The sequence below is a fragment of the Clostridium sp. SHJSY1 genome (assembly GCF_031626875.1).
In the GTDB taxonomy this organism is placed as follows: Bacteria; Bacillota; Clostridia; order Clostridiales; family Clostridiaceae; genus Clostridium.
Genome location: NZ_JANDMF010000011.1, coordinates 21056 through 39972, shown reverse-complemented (window position 1 = coordinate 39972; position 18917 = coordinate 21056). Strand labels below are relative to the sequence as shown.

Below are 18917 nucleotides of genomic sequence, written 5' to 3'. Positions count from 1 at the left end.
TTGTCAGTATGTACATATTATATCATAATATATTATTCGAATAAAAAAAAAAAATCTGAATATTCTATTAAGTATTTTTTATAGCATCTTTACCAATTCTAGCTAAGTCTTTTAATTTTTGAGAAGCTCCAACGGTAGAGAATAGTTTAGAATACCATAACAATGCTTCTTCATTTTTTCCAGTTCTTCTATATAATTCACCTATTAAATAAGAAATAGAATCTCTTTGCATGCCATATATGGGGAAATTTTCTAAGTTATATGCTTCTAAAAAGACAGAGATTGCACGTTCTAAAAAAATAAGTTCATTTTCTTTATCTTCATTAAGTCTATACATCCATGCTATTTTTAATAAAATCATTGCTTTAGTGCTATTGGATTTTTGTATAATCATAGATGTTACAAGAGATAATTTATATCTTTCTATGGCATTGTCTAAAGTTAAAATATCAGGATAATTTTTGGGAATCCATTTTGTAGTTATACCTTTAAGTAAAAGATCTTTTTGGAAAGTTTTTGTATTTGAAAAGTCTGCTTTCATAGCAGAATATCCACAATGGTTGCAAATCCATACATCATAAAAATATGGATTTATTACAGAATATCTTATAAAGAAGTCTGAATCCTTAGAAGTAATTCTTGGAGAATTTACTTTTACAACTTTTACATTAAAACTATTTTCACAAATTGGACAAATAATTTCTTTATCATAAGTGTGTCTTAGAGTCTCGTTTGCAGTCATTATTTAAATACCTTTCATCTTTTAATGTAATATAAAATAATTATAACATAATTTTTTATTTATAAATAATGAGTTTTTGATATAATATATAGTTGGAAGGACGATTTAAGGGTGGTTTTTTATGGCAAACATTAATTGGAAAAGTTTTCTTATGCCTTATGAGCAAGCGGTTGAAGAACTTAAAGTAAAACTGAAGAGTATAAGGAAGGAATATAGGCGAAACAATGAATATTCACCTGTTGAGTTTGTAACAGGGAGAGTTAAAGAAGTTTCTAGCATATTAGAAAAAGCTAACAAATTTGAGATACCAATAAGTAGAGTTGGATATGAGCTTGAGGATATTGCAGGAATAAGAATCATGTGTCAATTTGTTGATGACATAGATATTATGGTTGGAATACTAAGAGGCAGAAAAGATATGCAAATTCTCTATGAAAAAGATTATGTTAGAAATGTTAAACCAAGTGGATATAGAAGTTATCATATGATTATAAAATATCCAGTAAATATGGCAAGTGGACCTATAGAGATTTTAGCGGAGTTTCAAATAAGAACCCTTGCTATGAATTTTTGGGCTACAATTGAACATTCGTTAAATTACAAATATAAGCAACAAATACCTTTGGAACTTAAAGGAAAGCTAAAAAGTGCAGCAGACGCAGCTTTTAAACTTGATGAAGAAATGCTTGAGATAAAAGATGAAATAAAAGATGCACAAAAGCTATTTGAAGTGAAATCAGATGTAATTTCTACTATAATGAATAAAATATTAACTCTTAAGTCATTAGGAAGAATAGGGGAAGCTAATAGGCATGAACGTTCTTTAAACAAGTTAATTGAAGAAGGGGAAGTTTGGCAGCTTAATAATTTATTGTTTGCTATTAATAAAGATATTGATAAATTTAGAGAAGTATAATTTATATATAAATAAAACTCGGAGGAGATGTTTCTTCACGAGTTTTTTTAAAGTTGTTAAGTAATAATAATTATTATATAATATAAACATAATAAATATTTGCAGGAGAATAATAAAATGAATGATAGAATTTTATTAAAACAAGTAAAAGAAAATCCTATGGTAATCGAAAATATAGATAGTCCTAGTTTGGATATTATAATGACAGCTATTAAGAAAAATGGAGTAGCTATTAAATTTATAGAGAATCCAACATTTGATATGAAAAGAGAAGCCATAAAAAGTAATCCTTTATCAATTGAATATATTGAGGATTTAGAAGAAGAGTTAGGGAAACTGGCAGTTAATTTGCTTTGGAATTCATTAAAATTTATGAAAAATCCATCATATGAAGTTCAAAAAGAAGCTATAAAAGCAAGAGGGTGGGCTATACAATATGTTAAATATCCAACTGAAGAATTATGTTTATTAGCTGTAACAAGGGATTATGATGCTATTAAATATATTGAAAATCCTTCAGAAAAGGTTCAACTAACAGCTGTAGAAAATTCGTGGAATGCGATTAAGTATATTAAAGAACCTACAATGGAAGTAAAAAGAAAAGCAATTGTACAAGATGAAGAATCAATACATTTTATTCGTAGTTATGATATAGATGAACTTAAAGTTTTTATTGGAGATAACATAAAAGTTGTAAAGTATGTTTATGAATCAATTGAACCAGAATTAGTTGTGGATGTATTAGTAGAGAAACTTAAAGATGATAAATTTACAAATGAGTATATGAAAGATTTTTTGAATTTAGAAATATTAGAGATGGATAAGATAAGCTTGGTTTTAGAGTATGGCACTAAGAGAGAAAAAAAATTATTAGTTGATTATAAACTTTCAAAATAAGAGAGGAGATAAAAATGAAGTACTCAGAAGTTTTAGATACTATAAATTTAATAATTGAAACTGGAGAGGTTTCTCTCATAATTGGAGAAAGTGGTATAGGAAAAACTGCGTTAGTCCATGAACTTGCTAAAGAAAATAACTATAGTTTAGTTACAATAGATGCAAATCTATTGAAAGAAGGAGAAATTGGAGGACTACCAACAGTAAATAAAGGAGAAACAATATATGCAACTCACTATAAGTTAGTTGATATAAGAAAAGCTATAAATGAAGAAAAAGAAGTCTTATTGTTTGTAGATGAATTGAATAGGTGTGAACATGCAGTTCAGCAAGAGCTTATGAATCTTATATTGAATAGAGAAATAAATGGTTATACATTAGGTAAAAATGTAAATATAATTGCTGCAATGAACCCATCTAATAAGTATGATAATTTTAGAGATAGTGAATATCAAGTAGTGGATATGGATCCTGCACAAGAAGACAGATTTGTTTGGGTTGAGATGGATTCTGACATAAAAGAATGGATAAGATGGGGGATGGGAAAAGGAAAAATAAATAATGATATTATTGAATTTTTATCAGCTTTTCCACAGTATTTACATACACCAGAGTCAAGAGATAATCTAAAGGCAACACCAAGAAGCTGGGAAAGAGTATCTAAGGCATATAAGCTTTATAAATCTAATGAAAAGTATTCACTAAGCACACTACTAAATGTAGTTAGAGGTAATGTTGGAGATAGTATCTGCACAGATTTTGCAAATTATATAACAAATATAAAAAAGCAATTAATATTACCTGAAAAATTATTTAGCTATGAAGTATTGCCAATAGAAATAAAAGAAGAAATCTCTAATGAATCTCATTCTAGATTATATATTTTAATGAAAAACTCTTTAAACTATGTAGGAAATAATTTGAATGAAAATAGTATTATAAGACTTTCAGAACTATTAGGATTATATCCAAGAGATTTAAGGCTTGGAATTATGAAAGAAATTCGAAGAGATTATAGAAAAAATTTATACGAAAAATTATTAGACTGTGATGAGTTCCTTGAAAGTTTTTTTGAAGTCTATACTAGAGTGTAGGTGAAACTATGTTTGAAGAAAAAAGGCAAAAGCTATTAAAAAAGGTTTTGGATATAAAGTTCACAGAAGATCTTAAAAGTGATTTTTCTAAGGAATTTTTTGATTTAGTTGGTAGTGTAGTAATTGAAATGTTAGATGGAGAAGATGATTTTTTTGGAACATTTATGTTAAAGATAGAAAGAAATATAAGATTGGATATTACCTGGCCGCTTTCAACATTACCAAGGATGAGTGGATTTTTAATGTATTTTAATCCTGTTTTATTTTTACAACTAAGTAAAAAAGAAATGATGGCACTTTTTAAACATGAAATATATCATATTATGTATTCTCATTATGAAAGAGTAAATATCTTAAAAAATAGTTATAGTAGAGAAGCTATTTCTTTAGCAATAGATATATCAATTAATCAATTTATAAAGAATTTACCTGTGGATGCAAAGAAAATTGATATGGTAAATAGAGAATTTAATATAGATTTAAAAGGTGATAGAAGCATAGAAGAATATGCAAAGGTAATTCAAGAATCCATAAATAAGAGAGTAAAGAATAACCATAAGGATATAAATAGTGATTCTGTAATTCGAGAAATTGATATAGAAAAAGCTCATGAGCTTTGGGAAGATAGTGAATTAAGTGAAGAAACTATAGAGGGTAATGTAAAAAAAATAGCATTGAGTATTGTAGATAAAAATACTCCAGAAGCTTTAATTAAAGTTATAAAAGGATTTACTGAAAAAGAGGAATTATCTTGGCAACAAATTTTAAAGAAGTTAATTCCATCAGTAAAAAGTGGTTATAGGAAAACAATAACAAGAAGAGATAGAAGGCAACCATATAGAATGGATTTAAGAGGCAAGCTTCCTAATAGTATTCCAGAAATAATTGTAGCTATAGATATAAGTGCAAGTATGACAGATGAAGATATAAGAAAGATAATGATAGAGATACTAGCTATAACTGCCAATAGAAGAGGAAAAATAATTGTAATTGAATGTGATAATGAAATTAGGAGTATATATCCTTTAAGGTCTGTAAATGACATAAGAAAAAGAACTGCCAATAATGGGTCTACTGAATTTTCACCAGTATTTGAGTATATTAAGGAAGAAAGAAAAAGAAATAGTATATTAATATATTTTACAGATGGAGTAGGAGAAAAAGAACTATCTATAAAACCTACAATTAAGGATATAATTTGGGTAATTATAGGTGAAGAAGATTTATCGTTAAAGAACTCTTATGGTAAAGTAAAAAGAATAAAAAGTACAAAAAAGATAGGAGAAGGAAAAAGCACTGCACTAGATATGGTTAGGGAAGTTATACATGATTGGGCAAGATAAAAATATTAGGATTAATATTATATTAGTCCTAATTTTTTTTGTAATTTTAATATATTCCTTTTTATGAATTAAATGCTGATGAGCTATATGGATAAAATATGTTGTTAATATAAAATATAACAATTATAATAGTATTAGTAAAAAGGAGGGGAATTATGAAAAGTAGAAAATTGAGTTTTGTATTGATAATTTTGTTTCTTGCAGCATACATATTTGGAGGAAATGCAGAAAAAGTAAATGCTTCAGTAATTACTTTTGGGGATTATGAATTTGATGAATCAACTAAAACCATAACAAAATATAATGGAACATCTAGTAATTTAGTTATTCCAGAGAAGATTAATAATATAGAAGTAGAGAATATTGGTGATTTCTCTTTTGATGGATGTACAAGCATTAAGGAATTAGTGATACCTAGTAATATTAAGAAAATAGGAATTTATAGCTTTCGTGATTGTATTAATATTTCAAAACTTACACTAGAAGAAGGCGTTCAAGAAATAGATAGAGGAGCTTTCTTTAATAGTTGTAAAGAAGCAGAGGAAATTATAATTCCAGGAAGTGTTAATTCTATTGGAGAAGATACTTTTGGTCAGTGTGAGGGATTAAAAAAAGTTGAAATATATAATGGGGTTAAGAAAATTGGTGCAAATGCATTTGAAAGTTGTGCAAACCTTTCAGAGATAACAATTCCATCATCGGTAGAAAGTATAGGAGATAAAGCTTTTCAACATTGTTATTATTTGAAATCATTGAATATAGGAGAAGGAATAAAGAATATTGGAAAGTATGCCTTTAATGAATGCAGTATAGGAGAAATAAATATACCTAGTAGTGTTCAATCAGTAGGAGAATATGCATTTTGGAATTCAGGAGCTGCAAAAATATGGGTAAATAAAAGTACACAAACTGAAGAAAATGCATTTGGACTTTGGGATGAACCTAGCACTATATACATTACAGGAAATCCAACAGAAAATGAGATGGATATAACAAAAGCAAATTTTATGAAATATAAGACTTTTGATAGTGTAAAGTTTGTTGGAATTCTATGTAAAGAAGATATAAATAATGATAAAGTTGTAGGAATAGATGATTTAGCCAATGTAGCAGCTAGTTATAATGTTAAAAGAGGTAATAGTAATTATAAAAGTGAAATAGACATAAATGGGGATGGAATAATTGATATCTATGACTTAATAAGAGTGGCAAGGAAAATGTAATATAAGTAAAGAGCTAACAAAGAAGTTAGCTCTTTTTTTATAAATACTGATAGTTGCAAAAATATATATTCTAGAATATATTTGTAAAATATAGTTTTGAATATATATTAGGAGGAATAAAAGTGGAGAAATATTTATCAATAAGCCAAATGGCGGAATTACATAATATATCTAGGCAAACACTTATTTATTATGACAAAATAGAATTATTTAAGCCAACAGATATTTATGATAATGGGTATAGATTTTATAGTGCATATCAAATTCCAGTATTAAGAGAAATATGTTTTCTTAAGTCAGTAGGCATAAAGCTTGAAAAAATAAAAGAGCATATTAACAATAGAAATATTACTACAGCTACAGATTTATTGGAATCTCATGAAGAATTCATAGAAAAAGAAATTAATAAGTTGATTTTAACCAAGAACTTTATTAAAGAAAGGTTAGATGTTTATTCAAGTGCACATCAATTTAAAGATGAATTATGTAAACCTACAATAGAAATATTACCTGAAAGAAAAGTAGTATTTCTACCATTTCAAAATGAAATATCTAGAGAAGAGTTACACTTTACTCAGATGAAAATAAGAAAAATTATTAGCAGATATGGGTTACTTCCTTCTAAGGGGTTTGGTGCTATTATTGAGAAAAATCAATTATATAAAAATGATTTGTTTAATGGAGCTGGGGGATATGTAAATTTATCAGATGATGAATATGAAATTGAAAATACTATAACTTTACCTTGTGGAAAATATGTTTGTATGTATAAGTATGGAATGCCTTATGATGTTGTATTTTTATATAAATTAGTAAATTGGATTAATGAAAATAATTATAGAATTGTGGGGAATATAGTTGATGCTTGTCTTCTAGACACTACATTTTATGATGGAAATAATAATGTGGATTTTTGTCAGTTGCAAATTCCTGTTGAAAAAATTCAATAAATTTCTTAAATTGTTCTTGAGTGTATAGTTATTATACATCTTAAAATATCTTTATGCAGATTATTTTATTAAAAATCGCAAGATAATTTAAGTTTTAGGGAGGATTTTTTTATGGATACAAGAAATGGGGAAATTGAGGTAACAGACTTACGTTCAGCTTTAGAATTACTAAAATTGATACCTAATCAATTAATTGAAACTGATCAACTAGTAGATTCAATTGCTGAGATATCAGGAGTTTATCGTCATGTGGGAGCTGGTGGAACAGTAATGAGGCCAACACAAGAAGGACCTACTATGATATTTAATAATGTAAAAGGACACGAAGAAGCAAAAGTAGTAATTGGATTGCTTGCAAGCAGGAAAAGAGTAGGATATTTACTTGATTGTGATCCTAAGAAACTAGGATGTTTGTTAAAGGATTCTGTAGAAAATCCAATTCCACCATTAGTAATTCCAAATGAAAAGGCAAAATGTCAAGAAGTTGTACATCTTGTAACAGAAGCAGATTTTGATGTTAGAAAATTAGTTCCTGCACCAACAAATACATTAGAAGATGCGGGTCCATATATAACCCTTGGAATGTGTTATGCATCTAATCCAGAGACAGGGGAATCAGATGTTACGATTCATCGTATGTGCTTACAATCAAAAGATGAAATATCTATATTTTTACAACCTGGAGCTCGCCATATAGGTTATTTTAGAGAATTAGCAGAAGCAAAAGGTGAAACACTTCCAATTACAATTAGCATTGGAGTAGATCCAGCCATTGAAATTGCATCTTGTTTTGAACCACCAACAACACCATTAGGTTATGATGAATTGCAAGTAGCAGGAGCAATACGTAATAAACCAGTTGAATTGGTAAAAGCATTAACAGTTAATGAAAAGGCAATTGCAAATGCAGAGTATGTAATTGAAGGAGAAATACTCCCAAATGTTAGAGTTAAGGAAGATCAGAATTCAGATACAGGAAAAGCAATGCCTGAATTTCCAGGGTATTGTGGACCTGCAAATCCAGAATTGCCAATAATTAAAGTAAAAGCTGTAACAACACGTAAAAATCCAATTATGCAAACTTGTATTGGAGCAAGTGAAGAGCATGTTTCCATGGCTGGTATTCCTACAGAAGCAAGTATTCTTGCGTTAGTAGAAAAAGCAATACCAGGAAAGTTGGTAAATGTATATTGTGCTTCTTCAGGGGGTGGAAAGTATGTTGCTATAATGCAGTTTGAGAAATCTGTTCCATCAGATGAAGGTCGCCAAAGACAAGCAGCATTGTTAGCCTTTAGTGCATTTGCAGAACTTAAACATGTATTTGTGGTAGATGAAGATGTAGACTGTTTTGATATGAATGATGTTATGTGGGCTATGACAACAAGATTTCAAGCAAATTTGGATATAATTCCTATACCAGGAGTTCAGTGTCATCCATTGGATCCATCAAATAATCCTAAATATTCTGAAATTATAAGAGCAAGAGGTGTAGCATGTAAGGCAATTTTTGATTGTACAGTACCATTTGACCAAAAAGCACGTTTTGAAAGAGCTAAATTTATGGATGTAGATGTATCTCGTTTTGTTCCAGAACTATTTAAATAGGTAATTCAAATTATATGAATGGAGGAGAAAGTGATGCCAACTGGAGTAGTTATTAATACATTATCTGTAGTTTTAGGTGGGATTATAGGAACAATTGCAGGGAAAAAATTAACAACAGAATTTAAAGCAAGTCTGACACTTGTTTTTGGAGTTTGTTCTATGGGAATGGGGATTTCTTCTATTGGATTAATGAAGTATATGCCAGCTGTTATTTTTGCAATTGTGGTAGGAACGGGTATAGGACTAGCACTAAACCTTGGAAAGTGGATCAACAAAGGTGCAGTTCAGATGCAAAAACCAATTACAAAATTATTTAGTAATCAAAAAGCTGATTTGTCTAATGAAGAATTTTTATCAACATTAGTGACCATAATTGTGTTATTTTGTGCAAGTGGAACTGGTATTTATGGTTCATTAGATGCAGGTATGACAGGAGATAGTTCAATATTGATTTCTAAGTCTATATTGGATTTTTTTACTGCTGCTATTTTTGCATGTAATTTAGGCTATGTAGTATCTGTTGTTGCAATTCCACAGTTTATTATCTTCTTTCTATTGTTTTTAGGAGCAAAATTTATTTATCCACTAACAACACCAGAAATGATTTCTGATTTTAAAGCATGTGGAGGATTTTTAATGCTTGCTACAGGATTTAGAATGATTAAGTTGAAGGAATTTCCAATTGCAGATATGATACCAGCGATGATTTTAGTAATGCCTTTTAGTTGGATATGGGTAAATTGGATTTTAAACTTATTAGGATAAGCTGTATCCGTTGTACCAATATTATAATCTTAGGACAACTTTTATAGAATAGAAATTTAAGTGTATACATATGCGTAAGTCTAAATATATAAAGCAGAAGGATGTTGTATTTTATGGAGCAAATGAAAAAAGACAATAAGAAAAGATTAGTGGTAGGGATGAGTGGCGCAAGTGGTGCGTTGCTTGCAATACAAATGTTAGAAGTATTAAGAGAAAACCTAGAATGGGAAACTCACTTGGTAATTTCTAAGGGAGCAGAAGAAACAATAATTCAAGAAACAGAATATAAGCCAAAGGATGTAATGAAGTTAGCAGATAAAGTCTATTCTATAAAAGATATAGGAGCAAGTATAGCTAGTGGTACTTTTAAAAATGAAGGAATGATAATTGTACCTTGTAGTATGAAAACAGTGGCAGGTATAGCATCTGGATATTCTGATAATCTGCTTCTTAGAGCAGCGGATGTAACAATAAAGGAAAGACGAAAATTAGTTGTAGTAGCCAGAGAGTGCCCTTTGAGTACACTTCACCTAAGAAATATGATTTCTTTATCTGAGTTAGGTATAATTATTATGCCACCAATGATTACTTATTATAATAAGCCATCTAATATTAAAGATTTAAATACTCATATTATTGGCAAAATTCTTGATAGATTTGGAATTGAAGTGAATGGATTTAATAGATGGTGTAATGGAGTTTAAAAAGTGGAGATGATGATATGCATGATTTAACTTTAGAAAGAGATAGAATAAAAATTAACTTAAAGGCTTTTGTGATAGGAGAAGATTTATGTGTGATACTATCAGGAGGAGATAGTCCACATATAGGTACTGTAACTTTAAGTGTTCCTAGGCCAAGTTTGACTCATTCTGAGTTTAATAGTTCTACAACATCAGTTTTAAATTTAATAGGACATAAAGATGATGAAGTTGCAAAATATGTATCACATATACTTTCTTCAAAATTAAATAAAAATGTAGTGGTGACTTGTGGTATTCATGTTGATAATATAACTATTGAAGAAATTAATATTACAAAGTATCTTTTGAAAGAATTAACAGATGTATTGATAGAAAGAATACTTATATAAATTTAAAGCAGTAGCATAATGAGGCTACTGCTTTTTTATAGTATCATAATAATTTAATGTAACTTAAAAAGAGGTTTGTTATTACTGATAATTTTGTATTTTTTTTATAACAAAGACTTATGTGACTATATATGCTTGGAGATATGTCTACAATTGAAATATTTGGATTAAATAAATAAATTGCTAGTTTTTTAGAAAGCAGAGAAATTCCCATTCCCTTAACAACTAAATCAATAATATTTTCTACTCTGTGGTCAGTAAAAATTATATTTGGGTCAAAACCCTTATGCTTACATGAGGTTTTACAAATATTATGAAGTATTGTATCTTGTGGGAGTAATAGGAAGTTTTCTGATTTTAATTGTTCTAAAGATATTGTTTTGTATTTTGCAAAGGGATGGTTAATAGGAAAAATGGCAACAAGTGTATCACTAGTATAAGGCAGCTTAGTAAATAAATTATTTACATCATTTACTTCACGAATAAATGCAATATCGCATATATTTTCATATAACATATCTTCCAATTTATCTGATTCAGCTTGGATCACATTTAATGTTATGTTATTATTGTTTCTTTTAAATTCGGCTAAAACATCAGTGATATTATACTGTGCCATAGATGGAATGGAGCCTATTGTAATTGATTTTTTTGTGTTTTCAAGTTTATTAAAAAAGGCTTCTGTATATTCATTTTGAATATTTGTAATTTGTCTAGCATATGGAAGAAAAACTTGTCCAAATTCATTGAGTTTAACTTTTCTAGTGGATCTATTAAATAAAGGTACACCAAGTTCTCTTTCAATACTTTTAATATGTTTAGAGAGGGATGACTGTGATATAAAAAGATGTTCTGCAGCTTCAGAAAAATTGCCAACTTCTGCAAGAACCACAAATTCTTTAATATAATTCATTTCCATAAAATCCTCCATATAGGTATTTATTCTATATTGGAATAGATTATAGTTTAATTAGAATTGTTTGTCAACAATTTATGGGCTACAATTTGTCTATCTACTGATGATTATAATTAGCTAATTTTATTAATGTGGATAATATTAAAGATACCTGAAGAATAGTTTGAAATTAGGAGTGAAGGGGATAGAAAAATGAGATTTAAGAAGTGCCTTACTATTATTATTGCATCAATGTCTTTAATTGCATTATGTGAGAATTTAAGTGTAACTTCAGTAATGGCTTCTGAGGTTAAGGATAATAATTCAACTGGAGAGTATAGTATAGATTTTGATCAAAACAATTATACGACTAAAACACTAACAGTAAACAATAAAACTATCACATATCGTGCATATGAAAAGATTGTTTATGTAAAGAATCCTGTGGATACTAATTATGAAATTATGAATTTTTATGTTCCAGAAGAGTACTATGAAGGTAAAGCTATTGAAAACTTCAATGCACAAAATGCTCCAATATTCTTCCCAAACTCAGTTGGTGGTTATATGCCAGGTGCTCCAGGAAGTCCAGGGGCAGATCCAATGAGTGGGGATGGTAGTGTAAATGCTGCAGCAATTGCATTATCAAAAGGTTATGTAGTAGCTGAACCAGGGGCACGTGGTCGTACTACACAGAATGAGAGTGGCACATATACAGGAAAGGCCCCTGCATGTATTGTTGACTTAAAAGCAGCTGTTCGTTACCTTCGTTATAATGATAAAATCATGCCTGGTGATGCTGAGAAGATTATATCTAATGGTACTAGTGCAGGAGGAGCTCTTTCTGCATTACTTGGTGCAACTGGAAATAATAAAGATTATGAACCATATTTGAAGGAAATTGGTGCAGCTGATGAACATGATGATATATTTGCTGTATCAAGTTATTGTCCAATTACTAACTTAGATAATGCAGATATGGCTTATGAGTGGTTATTTAATGGAGTAAATGATTATAAAAGATTAGAACTTACTAAGGATACTGATTATAAAATGAAAAGAACTTATGTTGAAGGGACAATGACAGAAGATCAAATCGAGTTATCCAATAAGTTGGCAGCAGAATTCTCAGAGTATATAAAGGGACTAAAACTTAAGGATGTTAATGGGGATAAGCTTGGGTTAGATGAAAATGGTAATGGTTCATTTAAAGATTATGTTAAATCTTTTGTGATTGACTCAGCACAAAAAGCTTTAGAAAGTGGTAAGGATTTATTATCATTTACTTGGGTGACAATAGAAAATGGAAAAGTAAAGGATATTGACTTTGATGAATATGTTAAATATGTTGGAAGAATGAAAGTTGCTCCTGCTTTTGATGGAATAGATTTAAGTAATGATATAAATTCCTTATTTGGAACTTCAACAGCGAACTTACAACATTTCACCAAGTTTGGGATGAAAAATAATACTACAAGTGGTGCTACTATGGCCGATCCTAAAATTGTGAAGATGATGAATCCAATGAACTATATTGGTAAAGGTGGAGTTACAACTACAAAAAATTGGAGAATTCGTGCAGGATCCAAAGACGCAGATACATCTCTTGCAATATCAGTAATTTTAGCTACAAGACTAGAGAATAGGGGGTGCAATGTTGATTATGCAGTACCTTGGGAACAAGGGCATGGTGGAGATTATGATTTAGATCAACTATTTACTTGGATGGATAAAGTTTCTAATCAATAAAGAGATAAAAAATAAAATCTATTTAACTAAGGTCTGGCTTAAGTAGTTGCTTTTAAGTCAGACCTTATAGTTTTGAGATAAAAAATGGATGTTTTAATAAAATTTTAAAACATCCGTAAGAAATTAGTGACATCCACCACCGCAAGAACCACAGCCGCCTTCTGAAGCTATAACAGGTCTTAATGAAAGTCCTCTGCCATCATTTTCATCAGTTGAAAGGATTATAAAACCACCAAATTCATCTATTAAAGTTTTTTCAGCAATAAAAGTAATATCATTAACTTTTTCACTTATATCTGAATCTGTTATTTGGCTTACTGATATATTGAAAGCTGGACCACTACATGCATAACCAGCTAAATTTATCCTTACATTGTAATCTTCAACTTTATTTTCATCTAAGAATTCCTTAAATTCGTTGTATGCTTCATCACTTATAGTAATGTTTTTCATAAAATTCACCCTCTCTAATTGATAATTTTTATTATTTAATATAGTATAACACACTGATATTTTATTTCAAGAAGTTTTTATAAAGACTATTCAGATAGTTAGAAAATAGGTATAATATTATATAAATGGGATGAAATCTTCGAAAATATACTAAAGATACATTATAAGACTAAATAAGGAGATTAAGTTAATGGGACCATATGAAGAGAATTTTATTGAAGAAAAATTAAAAGAATACAATTTACTAATTAATGAAAATCAGTGTGGAGAATTTAGAATTTCTAAAAGCACAGGAATTACTGAAGGATATCTTTATGAAAAAGAAAAAGAAATGAATATTGAAATTCCAGAACTTTGGGAAGATAGTAGGTTAATATCAAGAATAGGACCTAAGGAAATTGAGGGGTATTATGAAATTATAAAATGGGCAAAAGGAAAAGTAGCTGTAGTTGGACTTGGGCTAGGATATTTAGCACAAGAACTATCTAAAAAGAAAGATATTAAAGAAGTTGTAGTATATGAAAGTAATCCTGATATTGTCAGTTTATATAAGAAAAACTATCCAGAAAAAAAGAAGATTAGAATTATGGAGGTTGATACACTAAAAGCAAGAAGAAGGAAATTTGATTTTTTCTTTGTAGATACTTATGGATATAAATTAGGAGTAAATATAGTTGAAGATTATATAAAATATAATAAAAAACATAACATACAAGAATATTCATTTTGTGGAATGGAACATTTTTTGCTTAGTTGTTCATATGAAGAAATTGTGTGGGTATATGTTCCAGAAATATGGATGGAAATGAGTAAAGATATCTCAAGAGAATTGGAAAAGTCAGGTTATATGCAGTGTTATAAGCAATTAGATGAAAAATTAGTTAGTGAAGTATTAGCCGAATTTAAAATTGTATTAAATGAAGGTGAAGATGAAGAAGAATAAAAGAGCCCTAGTGAAGTGAACTAAAAATGTTAGATATAACATTTGGAAGTATACTTCATTGGGCTCCTTTTTATTTTATAACTATATTAACAAGTCTTCCTTTGATAACTATAACTTTAACTATAGTTTTTCCTTCAGTAGTACTCTTGATAGTTTCATCATTTAATGCAGCTGTTTTTATTCCCTCTTCGTCTAAATCAGAAGCAACATTTATTCTATTCTTTATCTTACCATTAACTTGAATAGCTATTTCAATTTCATCTTTAACTAAAGCTTTAGAATCAAATATTGGCCATTTTTCATTAAATATAGATGTAGTATAGCCTAAGGTATTCCATTGCTCTTCAGAGAAGTGAGGTGCAAATGGTGCAAGTAACTTAACAAAATCAGTGCAAACTTCTTTTAAGCAATCTAAATTTTTAGTTTCTTCTTGCATGTACTTAGATAGAGCGTTAACAAATTCCATCATCCTTGCAATAGCAGTATTAAATTGCATTTTATCTCCATCTTCAGTAACACCTTTAATAGCGTTATGTCTCCAGAAGTTTAATTCTTTTTCGGCTTTATCTATTGAAATCTTACCATTTCCAGAATTTATAGCATTAATAGCTGATTCTAAAGTCCTTTCAATTCTATCTACAAATCTAGCAACAGATTTAATTCCATCATCACTCCAAGCTCCACCTTCAGTGTAAGCAAAACCAAACATTAAATACATTCTAAATACATCAGCACCATATTGGCTAATATAAGTATCAGGTGATATAGTATTTCCTTTTGATTTACTCATCTTAAGTCCATCAGGGCCTAATATAAGTCCTTGATGAGTTAAAGATTTAAATGGTTCATCAAACTTTAAGTATCCCATATCTCTTAAAGCTTTAGTAATAAATCTTGCATAAAGAAGATGCATACAAGCATGTTCAGGGCCTCCAACATATTTATCAACTGGAAGCATTTTGTTTATTAATTCTGAATCAAATGGGTTATTTGAGTTTTTATTATCAGGGTATCTTAAGTAATACCATGATGAACATACAAATGTATCTAAAGTATCACATTCTTTTGTAGCTTTACCACCACAATGCGGACAAGTTGTATTTAAGAATTCTGCACTTTTAGCAAGTGGGGACTTACCGTCTGGAGCAAATTCAACATCATAAGGTAATTTAACTGGAAGATCCTTTTCAGGGACAGGAACAATTCCACACTTATCACAGTATATTACTGGAATTGGAGCTCCCCAATATCTTTGTCTTGAAACTAGCCAGTCTCTTAATCTGAAGTTAACCTTCTGTGAACCTAAGTTTTCTTTAGCTAGTTTTTCAACAATTTTAACTTTCCCTTCTTCAGTAGTTAAACCATCAAATTCATCAGAGTTTGTAATAACTCCATATTCGCAGTAAGGAAGGGTTACTTCTTCAACTTTCTTGTTAGTTATAACTCTTTCTATTGGTAAATTAAATTTAGTAGCAAAAGCATAATCTCTTTCATCATGAGCAGGAACTGCCATAACAGCACCAGTACCATATGTTGCAAGAACATAATCAGAAATCCATATTGGAACTTCTTTTCCATTTATAGGATTTATAGCATATGAGCCAGTGAATACTCCTGTCTTTTCTTTTGAAATAGATTGTCTTTCTATCTCTGATTGTTTAGCTGAAACTTCTTTATATTCTTCAACTGCATCTTTATATTCAGGAAGAGTTAATTTATCAACTAATTTATTTTCAGGGGCTAAAACAACATAAGTAACTCCATTTAAAGTGTCAACTCTTGTAGTGAATACATTAAAGCTTAAATCTGAATCTTTAACTTTAAATGTAACTTCAGCTCCAGTAGATCTTCCTATCCAGTGTTTTTGCATAGCAACTGTCTTTTCAGGCCAATCTAAATCGTCTAATTTATCAAGTAATTCATCAGCATAATCAGTTATTTTGAAGAACCATTGAGTTAATTCCTTTTTAGTAACTTCACTTGAGCATCTTTCACATTGCCCATCAATAACTTGTTCATTAGCAAGGACAGTATTACATGATGGACACCAGTTTACAGGAGCTTTCTTTCTATAAGCTAAACCTTTTTCATAAAGCTTTAAGAATAACCATTGAGTCCATTTGTAGTAATCTGGATCACAAGTTACAACTTCATTTTCCCAGTTAAACATTGCACCCATAGCTTTTAATTGTTGTTCCATAGTTTCTATATTCTTATAAGTAGAATCTTGTGGGTGAATTCCTGTTTTTATTGCAAAGTTTTCAGCAGGTAATCCAAAAGCATCAAATCCCATAGGTTGGAATACATTAAATCCTTCCATTCTCTTCATTCTAGCCCAAGAATCAACTGGACCATAATTAAACCAGTGACCAGCATGTAGTTGACTTCCTGATGGGTAAGAGAACATTTCAAGAGTATAAAGTTTTTTATCTAAATTTTCAGGATTGAATTTATATAAATCATTCTTTTCCCAAATTTCTTGCCATTTCTTATCAATACTAGTTCCGTATTTTCCCATGTTTATTTCCTCCTTAAAATAAATAAAAATAAAAAACCTTTCGCCTCTAAAATTAAGAGACGAAAGGTGTATTTCCGTGGTACCACTCTAATTAGGATAATTTTAATATCCTCACTCAAAACTATAACGGGTTATCCGTACTTGCTTTTAACAAGTATAGCTCCTAGACAAGTTCCTATAGTTTTAGCATTATCTTTCACCAACCGATAACTCTCTAAAGATAAAATATATAGTACTACTTCTACTCAACGCAAAATATAAAATTATTAACAATATAAGTAATTATATATTTTCAAAGGGGCAAAGTCAACTAGAGGAGGATATATTTAGATTTTTTAGTTTTTTTCTAGCTCTCATAATTCTTAAATCAACAGCATTAGGTGTCATATTATAAGTTTCTCCAATTTCTTTAAGGCTTTTATTATAGAAGAATCGTTCAATGCATATATTCTTATCTATATCTTTAAGATTATTAATATGATTTTTTATATTTTCAAGTTCCTCTTTTTGAATTAAGTTTTCTTCTATATCTTCATTAGATTTAATTGTTAAATTATCATCAGTAATATCATTAAAATATTTCTTTTCTTTACGTAACATATCAATAGAAGTATATTTAGTTATTGCAGCAATCCAATTTTTAAATTTATCATCAGAGTAATCAAAATTGTTTATTGAAGTCCAAATTTTAAAAAGAACCTCATTTACACATTCTTCACTTAGCTCAAATGAGTGTAAATTTGAATAAGCTATCTTATATACTAGATTGCCGAAGTTATCTAAAACATATAATAGAGCATCTGGATTTTGAAGTTTTAATTGAGTTATGAAATTTAAATTATTAACCATAGAAGATTCTCCTTACAAAAACTTATGAAGTATGAGGTTTATAAAAAAATAAACTATAGCCAAAGCAAAGATTGAATAGTATATAATTCCAGAAATTCTGCCAATAGAAAATCTTTTATGATTAAAGGGTTTAGCACCAAGCGTTATAAGTAAATCTTTTACTTCAACCATATCATCCATTTTACCCACTAAATAATAAGTAGATAAATTTTCATTAGACCGATAGTCTATATCTATTATTAAGTTGTCACTAGATAATTTTAACCTATCTTTATCCATTCTTGATATTCCTGCTGCTTTTATATATTTCATTGGAATAATCCTTCTATGCTGAAGTCTATAAAAGTTGTCAAAAGAGTAGGATATAAAATAATCTTTTGATATATATATTTGACAATAGAATACTGAATAAAATATAGAAAGAGTAGCATCTTTATTTTCCATACCAGCACCGATTTGGAAAAACTTATCACAAATGATTTTTTTATCTTTAATGGTACAATCCTTACGGGTTGCTTGTAAAGCTAATTCTTTTAAAACTCTAGCATGCTTAACTCCATGAATAATATCATCTTTTCTATCTCCTAAGTTAGCTTCAATTCTTTTTATATTTTCTAAAGAGATATCTGTTTTTAATTCATAATTATTTTCGGTAAATCGTTTTATGTTTTTATAAAGACTTTTCTTTATTCTATTTATTTGTTCTTCTGAAAGAGAAATATTGGGAAGTTTATTTTCATCAATATCTATTAAATCTTTTTTATTCATAATATTTTCCTCCATAAAATTAATTTATATTAATATAATCGATTAAAACAAATAAACATTTCAGTATTTTGGCTGAAAATTCAAAATATGTATTTTAAATGTTAATAAGTTTTT

Annotated in this window: 18 protein-coding genes and 1 other annotated feature; of the genes, 12 read left to right on the top strand and 6 right to left on the bottom strand. The window is 29.1% G+C overall.

The window, feature by feature from the left end; genetic code table 11:
- Nucleotides 1–67: 67 nt before the first annotated feature.
- Nucleotides 68–742, bottom strand: a complete 675-nt coding sequence (locus NNC19_RS07780; protein ID WP_310938063.1) for a DUF2225 domain-containing protein — start codon at nucleotides 740–742, stop codon at nucleotides 68–70.
- 121 nt (nucleotides 743–863) lie between these two features.
- On the opposite strand from NNC19_RS07780, the gene NNC19_RS07775 reads away from it, so the two are divergent.
- The 10 genes from NNC19_RS07775 (at nucleotide 864) to NNC19_RS07730 (ending at nucleotide 10628) form a co-directional block, all read left to right on the top strand.
- A complete protein-coding gene (locus NNC19_RS07775; RefSeq protein ID WP_310938062.1) occupies nucleotides 864–1658 on the top strand; it encodes a GTP pyrophosphokinase family protein in 795 nt (264 codons plus the stop codon).
- Nucleotides 1659–1775: 117 nt separating this feature from the next.
- The gene (locus NNC19_RS07770; RefSeq protein WP_310938061.1) at nucleotides 1776–2555 is read left to right on the top strand and encodes a hypothetical protein; all 780 of its coding nucleotides are present in this window, start codon (nucleotides 1776–1778) and stop codon (nucleotides 2553–2555) included.
- A gap of 14 nt (nucleotides 2556–2569) precedes the next feature.
- Nucleotides 2570–3649 carry an ATP-binding protein gene (locus tag NNC19_RS07765; protein WP_310938060.1) on the top strand — a complete coding sequence of 360 codons (1080 nt, stop codon included), beginning with the start codon at nucleotides 2570–2572 and terminating at the stop codon, nucleotides 3647–3649.
- A gap of 8 nt (nucleotides 3650–3657) precedes the next feature.
- Complete coding sequence (locus NNC19_RS07760; protein ID WP_310938059.1) at nucleotides 3658–4992, top strand: VWA-like domain-containing protein; 1335 nt, start codon at nucleotides 3658–3660, stop codon at nucleotides 4990–4992.
- 155 nt (nucleotides 4993–5147) lie between these two features.
- Nucleotides 5148–6215, top strand: coding sequence for a leucine-rich repeat protein (locus NNC19_RS07755; protein WP_310938058.1), 1068 nt, complete (start codon nucleotides 5148–5150; stop codon nucleotides 6213–6215).
- A 122-nt stretch (nucleotides 6216–6337) separates the two neighbouring features.
- Nucleotides 6338–7165, top strand: coding sequence for a MerR family transcriptional regulator (locus tag NNC19_RS07750; RefSeq protein ID WP_310938057.1), 828 nt, complete (start codon nucleotides 6338–6340; stop codon nucleotides 7163–7165).
- 111 nt (nucleotides 7166–7276) lie between these two features.
- Nucleotides 7277–8770, top strand: a complete 1494-nt coding sequence (locus tag NNC19_RS07745) for a UbiD family decarboxylase (RefSeq protein ID WP_310938056.1) — start codon at nucleotides 7277–7279, stop codon at nucleotides 8768–8770.
- A gap of 33 nt (nucleotides 8771–8803) precedes the next feature.
- A complete protein-coding gene (locus NNC19_RS07740) occupies nucleotides 8804–9535 on the top strand; it encodes a DUF554 domain-containing protein (protein ID WP_310938122.1) in 732 nt (243 codons plus the stop codon).
- Between the two features lie 113 nt (nucleotides 9536–9648).
- Entirely contained in the window at nucleotides 9649–10239 is a 591-nt protein-coding gene (locus NNC19_RS07735; protein WP_310938055.1) for a UbiX family flavin prenyltransferase, read from the top strand.
- Between the two features lie 17 nt (nucleotides 10240–10256).
- Entirely contained in the window at nucleotides 10257–10628 is a 372-nt protein-coding gene (locus NNC19_RS07730; protein ID WP_310938054.1) for a proteasome assembly chaperone 4 family protein, read from the top strand.
- Nucleotides 10629–10671: 43 nt separating this feature from the next.
- Here the strand turns inward: NNC19_RS07730 and NNC19_RS07725 are convergent, their stop codons facing one another.
- Nucleotides 10672–11547 carry a LysR family transcriptional regulator gene (locus NNC19_RS07725; RefSeq protein WP_310938053.1) on the bottom strand — a complete coding sequence of 292 codons (876 nt, stop codon included), beginning with the start codon at nucleotides 11545–11547 and terminating at the stop codon, nucleotides 10672–10674.
- A gap of 189 nt (nucleotides 11548–11736) precedes the next feature.
- On the opposite strand from NNC19_RS07725, the gene NNC19_RS07720 reads away from it, so the two are divergent.
- Nucleotides 11737–13272 (top strand): subtype B tannase, encoded by a 1536-nt coding sequence (locus NNC19_RS07720; protein ID WP_310938052.1) that lies wholly within the window; start codon nucleotides 11737–11739, stop codon nucleotides 13270–13272.
- Nucleotides 13273–13395: 123 nt separating this feature from the next.
- On the opposite strand, the gene NNC19_RS07715 is transcribed toward NNC19_RS07720, so the two are convergent.
- On the bottom strand, nucleotides 13396–13725 hold the full coding sequence (locus NNC19_RS07715; RefSeq protein WP_310938051.1) for a HesB-like protein: 330 nt from the start codon (nucleotides 13723–13725) through the stop codon (nucleotides 13396–13398).
- Between the two features lie 190 nt (nucleotides 13726–13915).
- Between NNC19_RS07715 and NNC19_RS07710 the strand changes: the two genes are divergently transcribed.
- Complete coding sequence (locus NNC19_RS07710) at nucleotides 13916–14668, top strand: rRNA adenine N-6-methyltransferase family protein (protein WP_310938050.1); 753 nt, start codon at nucleotides 13916–13918, stop codon at nucleotides 14666–14668.
- 70 nt (nucleotides 14669–14738) lie between these two features.
- On the opposite strand, the gene leuS is transcribed toward NNC19_RS07710, so the two are convergent.
- The 3 genes from leuS to NNC19_RS07695 all read right to left on the bottom strand — a co-directional run bounded on the left by leuS (nucleotide 14739) and on the right by NNC19_RS07695 (nucleotide 18803).
- On the bottom strand, nucleotides 14739–17186 hold the full coding sequence (gene leuS / locus NNC19_RS07705; protein ID WP_310938049.1) for a leucine--tRNA ligase: 2448 nt from the start codon (nucleotides 17184–17186) through the stop codon (nucleotides 14739–14741).
- Nucleotides 17187–17238: 52 nt separating this feature from the next.
- Nucleotides 17239–17444 (bottom strand) — a binding site (T-box leader).
- A 48-nt stretch (nucleotides 17445–17492) separates the two neighbouring features.
- On the bottom strand, nucleotides 17493–18035 hold the full coding sequence (locus NNC19_RS07700; protein WP_310938048.1) for a sigma-70 family RNA polymerase sigma factor: 543 nt from the start codon (nucleotides 18033–18035) through the stop codon (nucleotides 17493–17495).
- A 12-nt stretch (nucleotides 18036–18047) separates the two neighbouring features.
- A complete protein-coding gene (locus NNC19_RS07695) occupies nucleotides 18048–18803 on the bottom strand; it encodes a hypothetical protein (protein ID WP_310938047.1) in 756 nt (251 codons plus the stop codon).
- Between the last annotated feature and the right edge of the window lie 114 nt (nucleotides 18804–18917).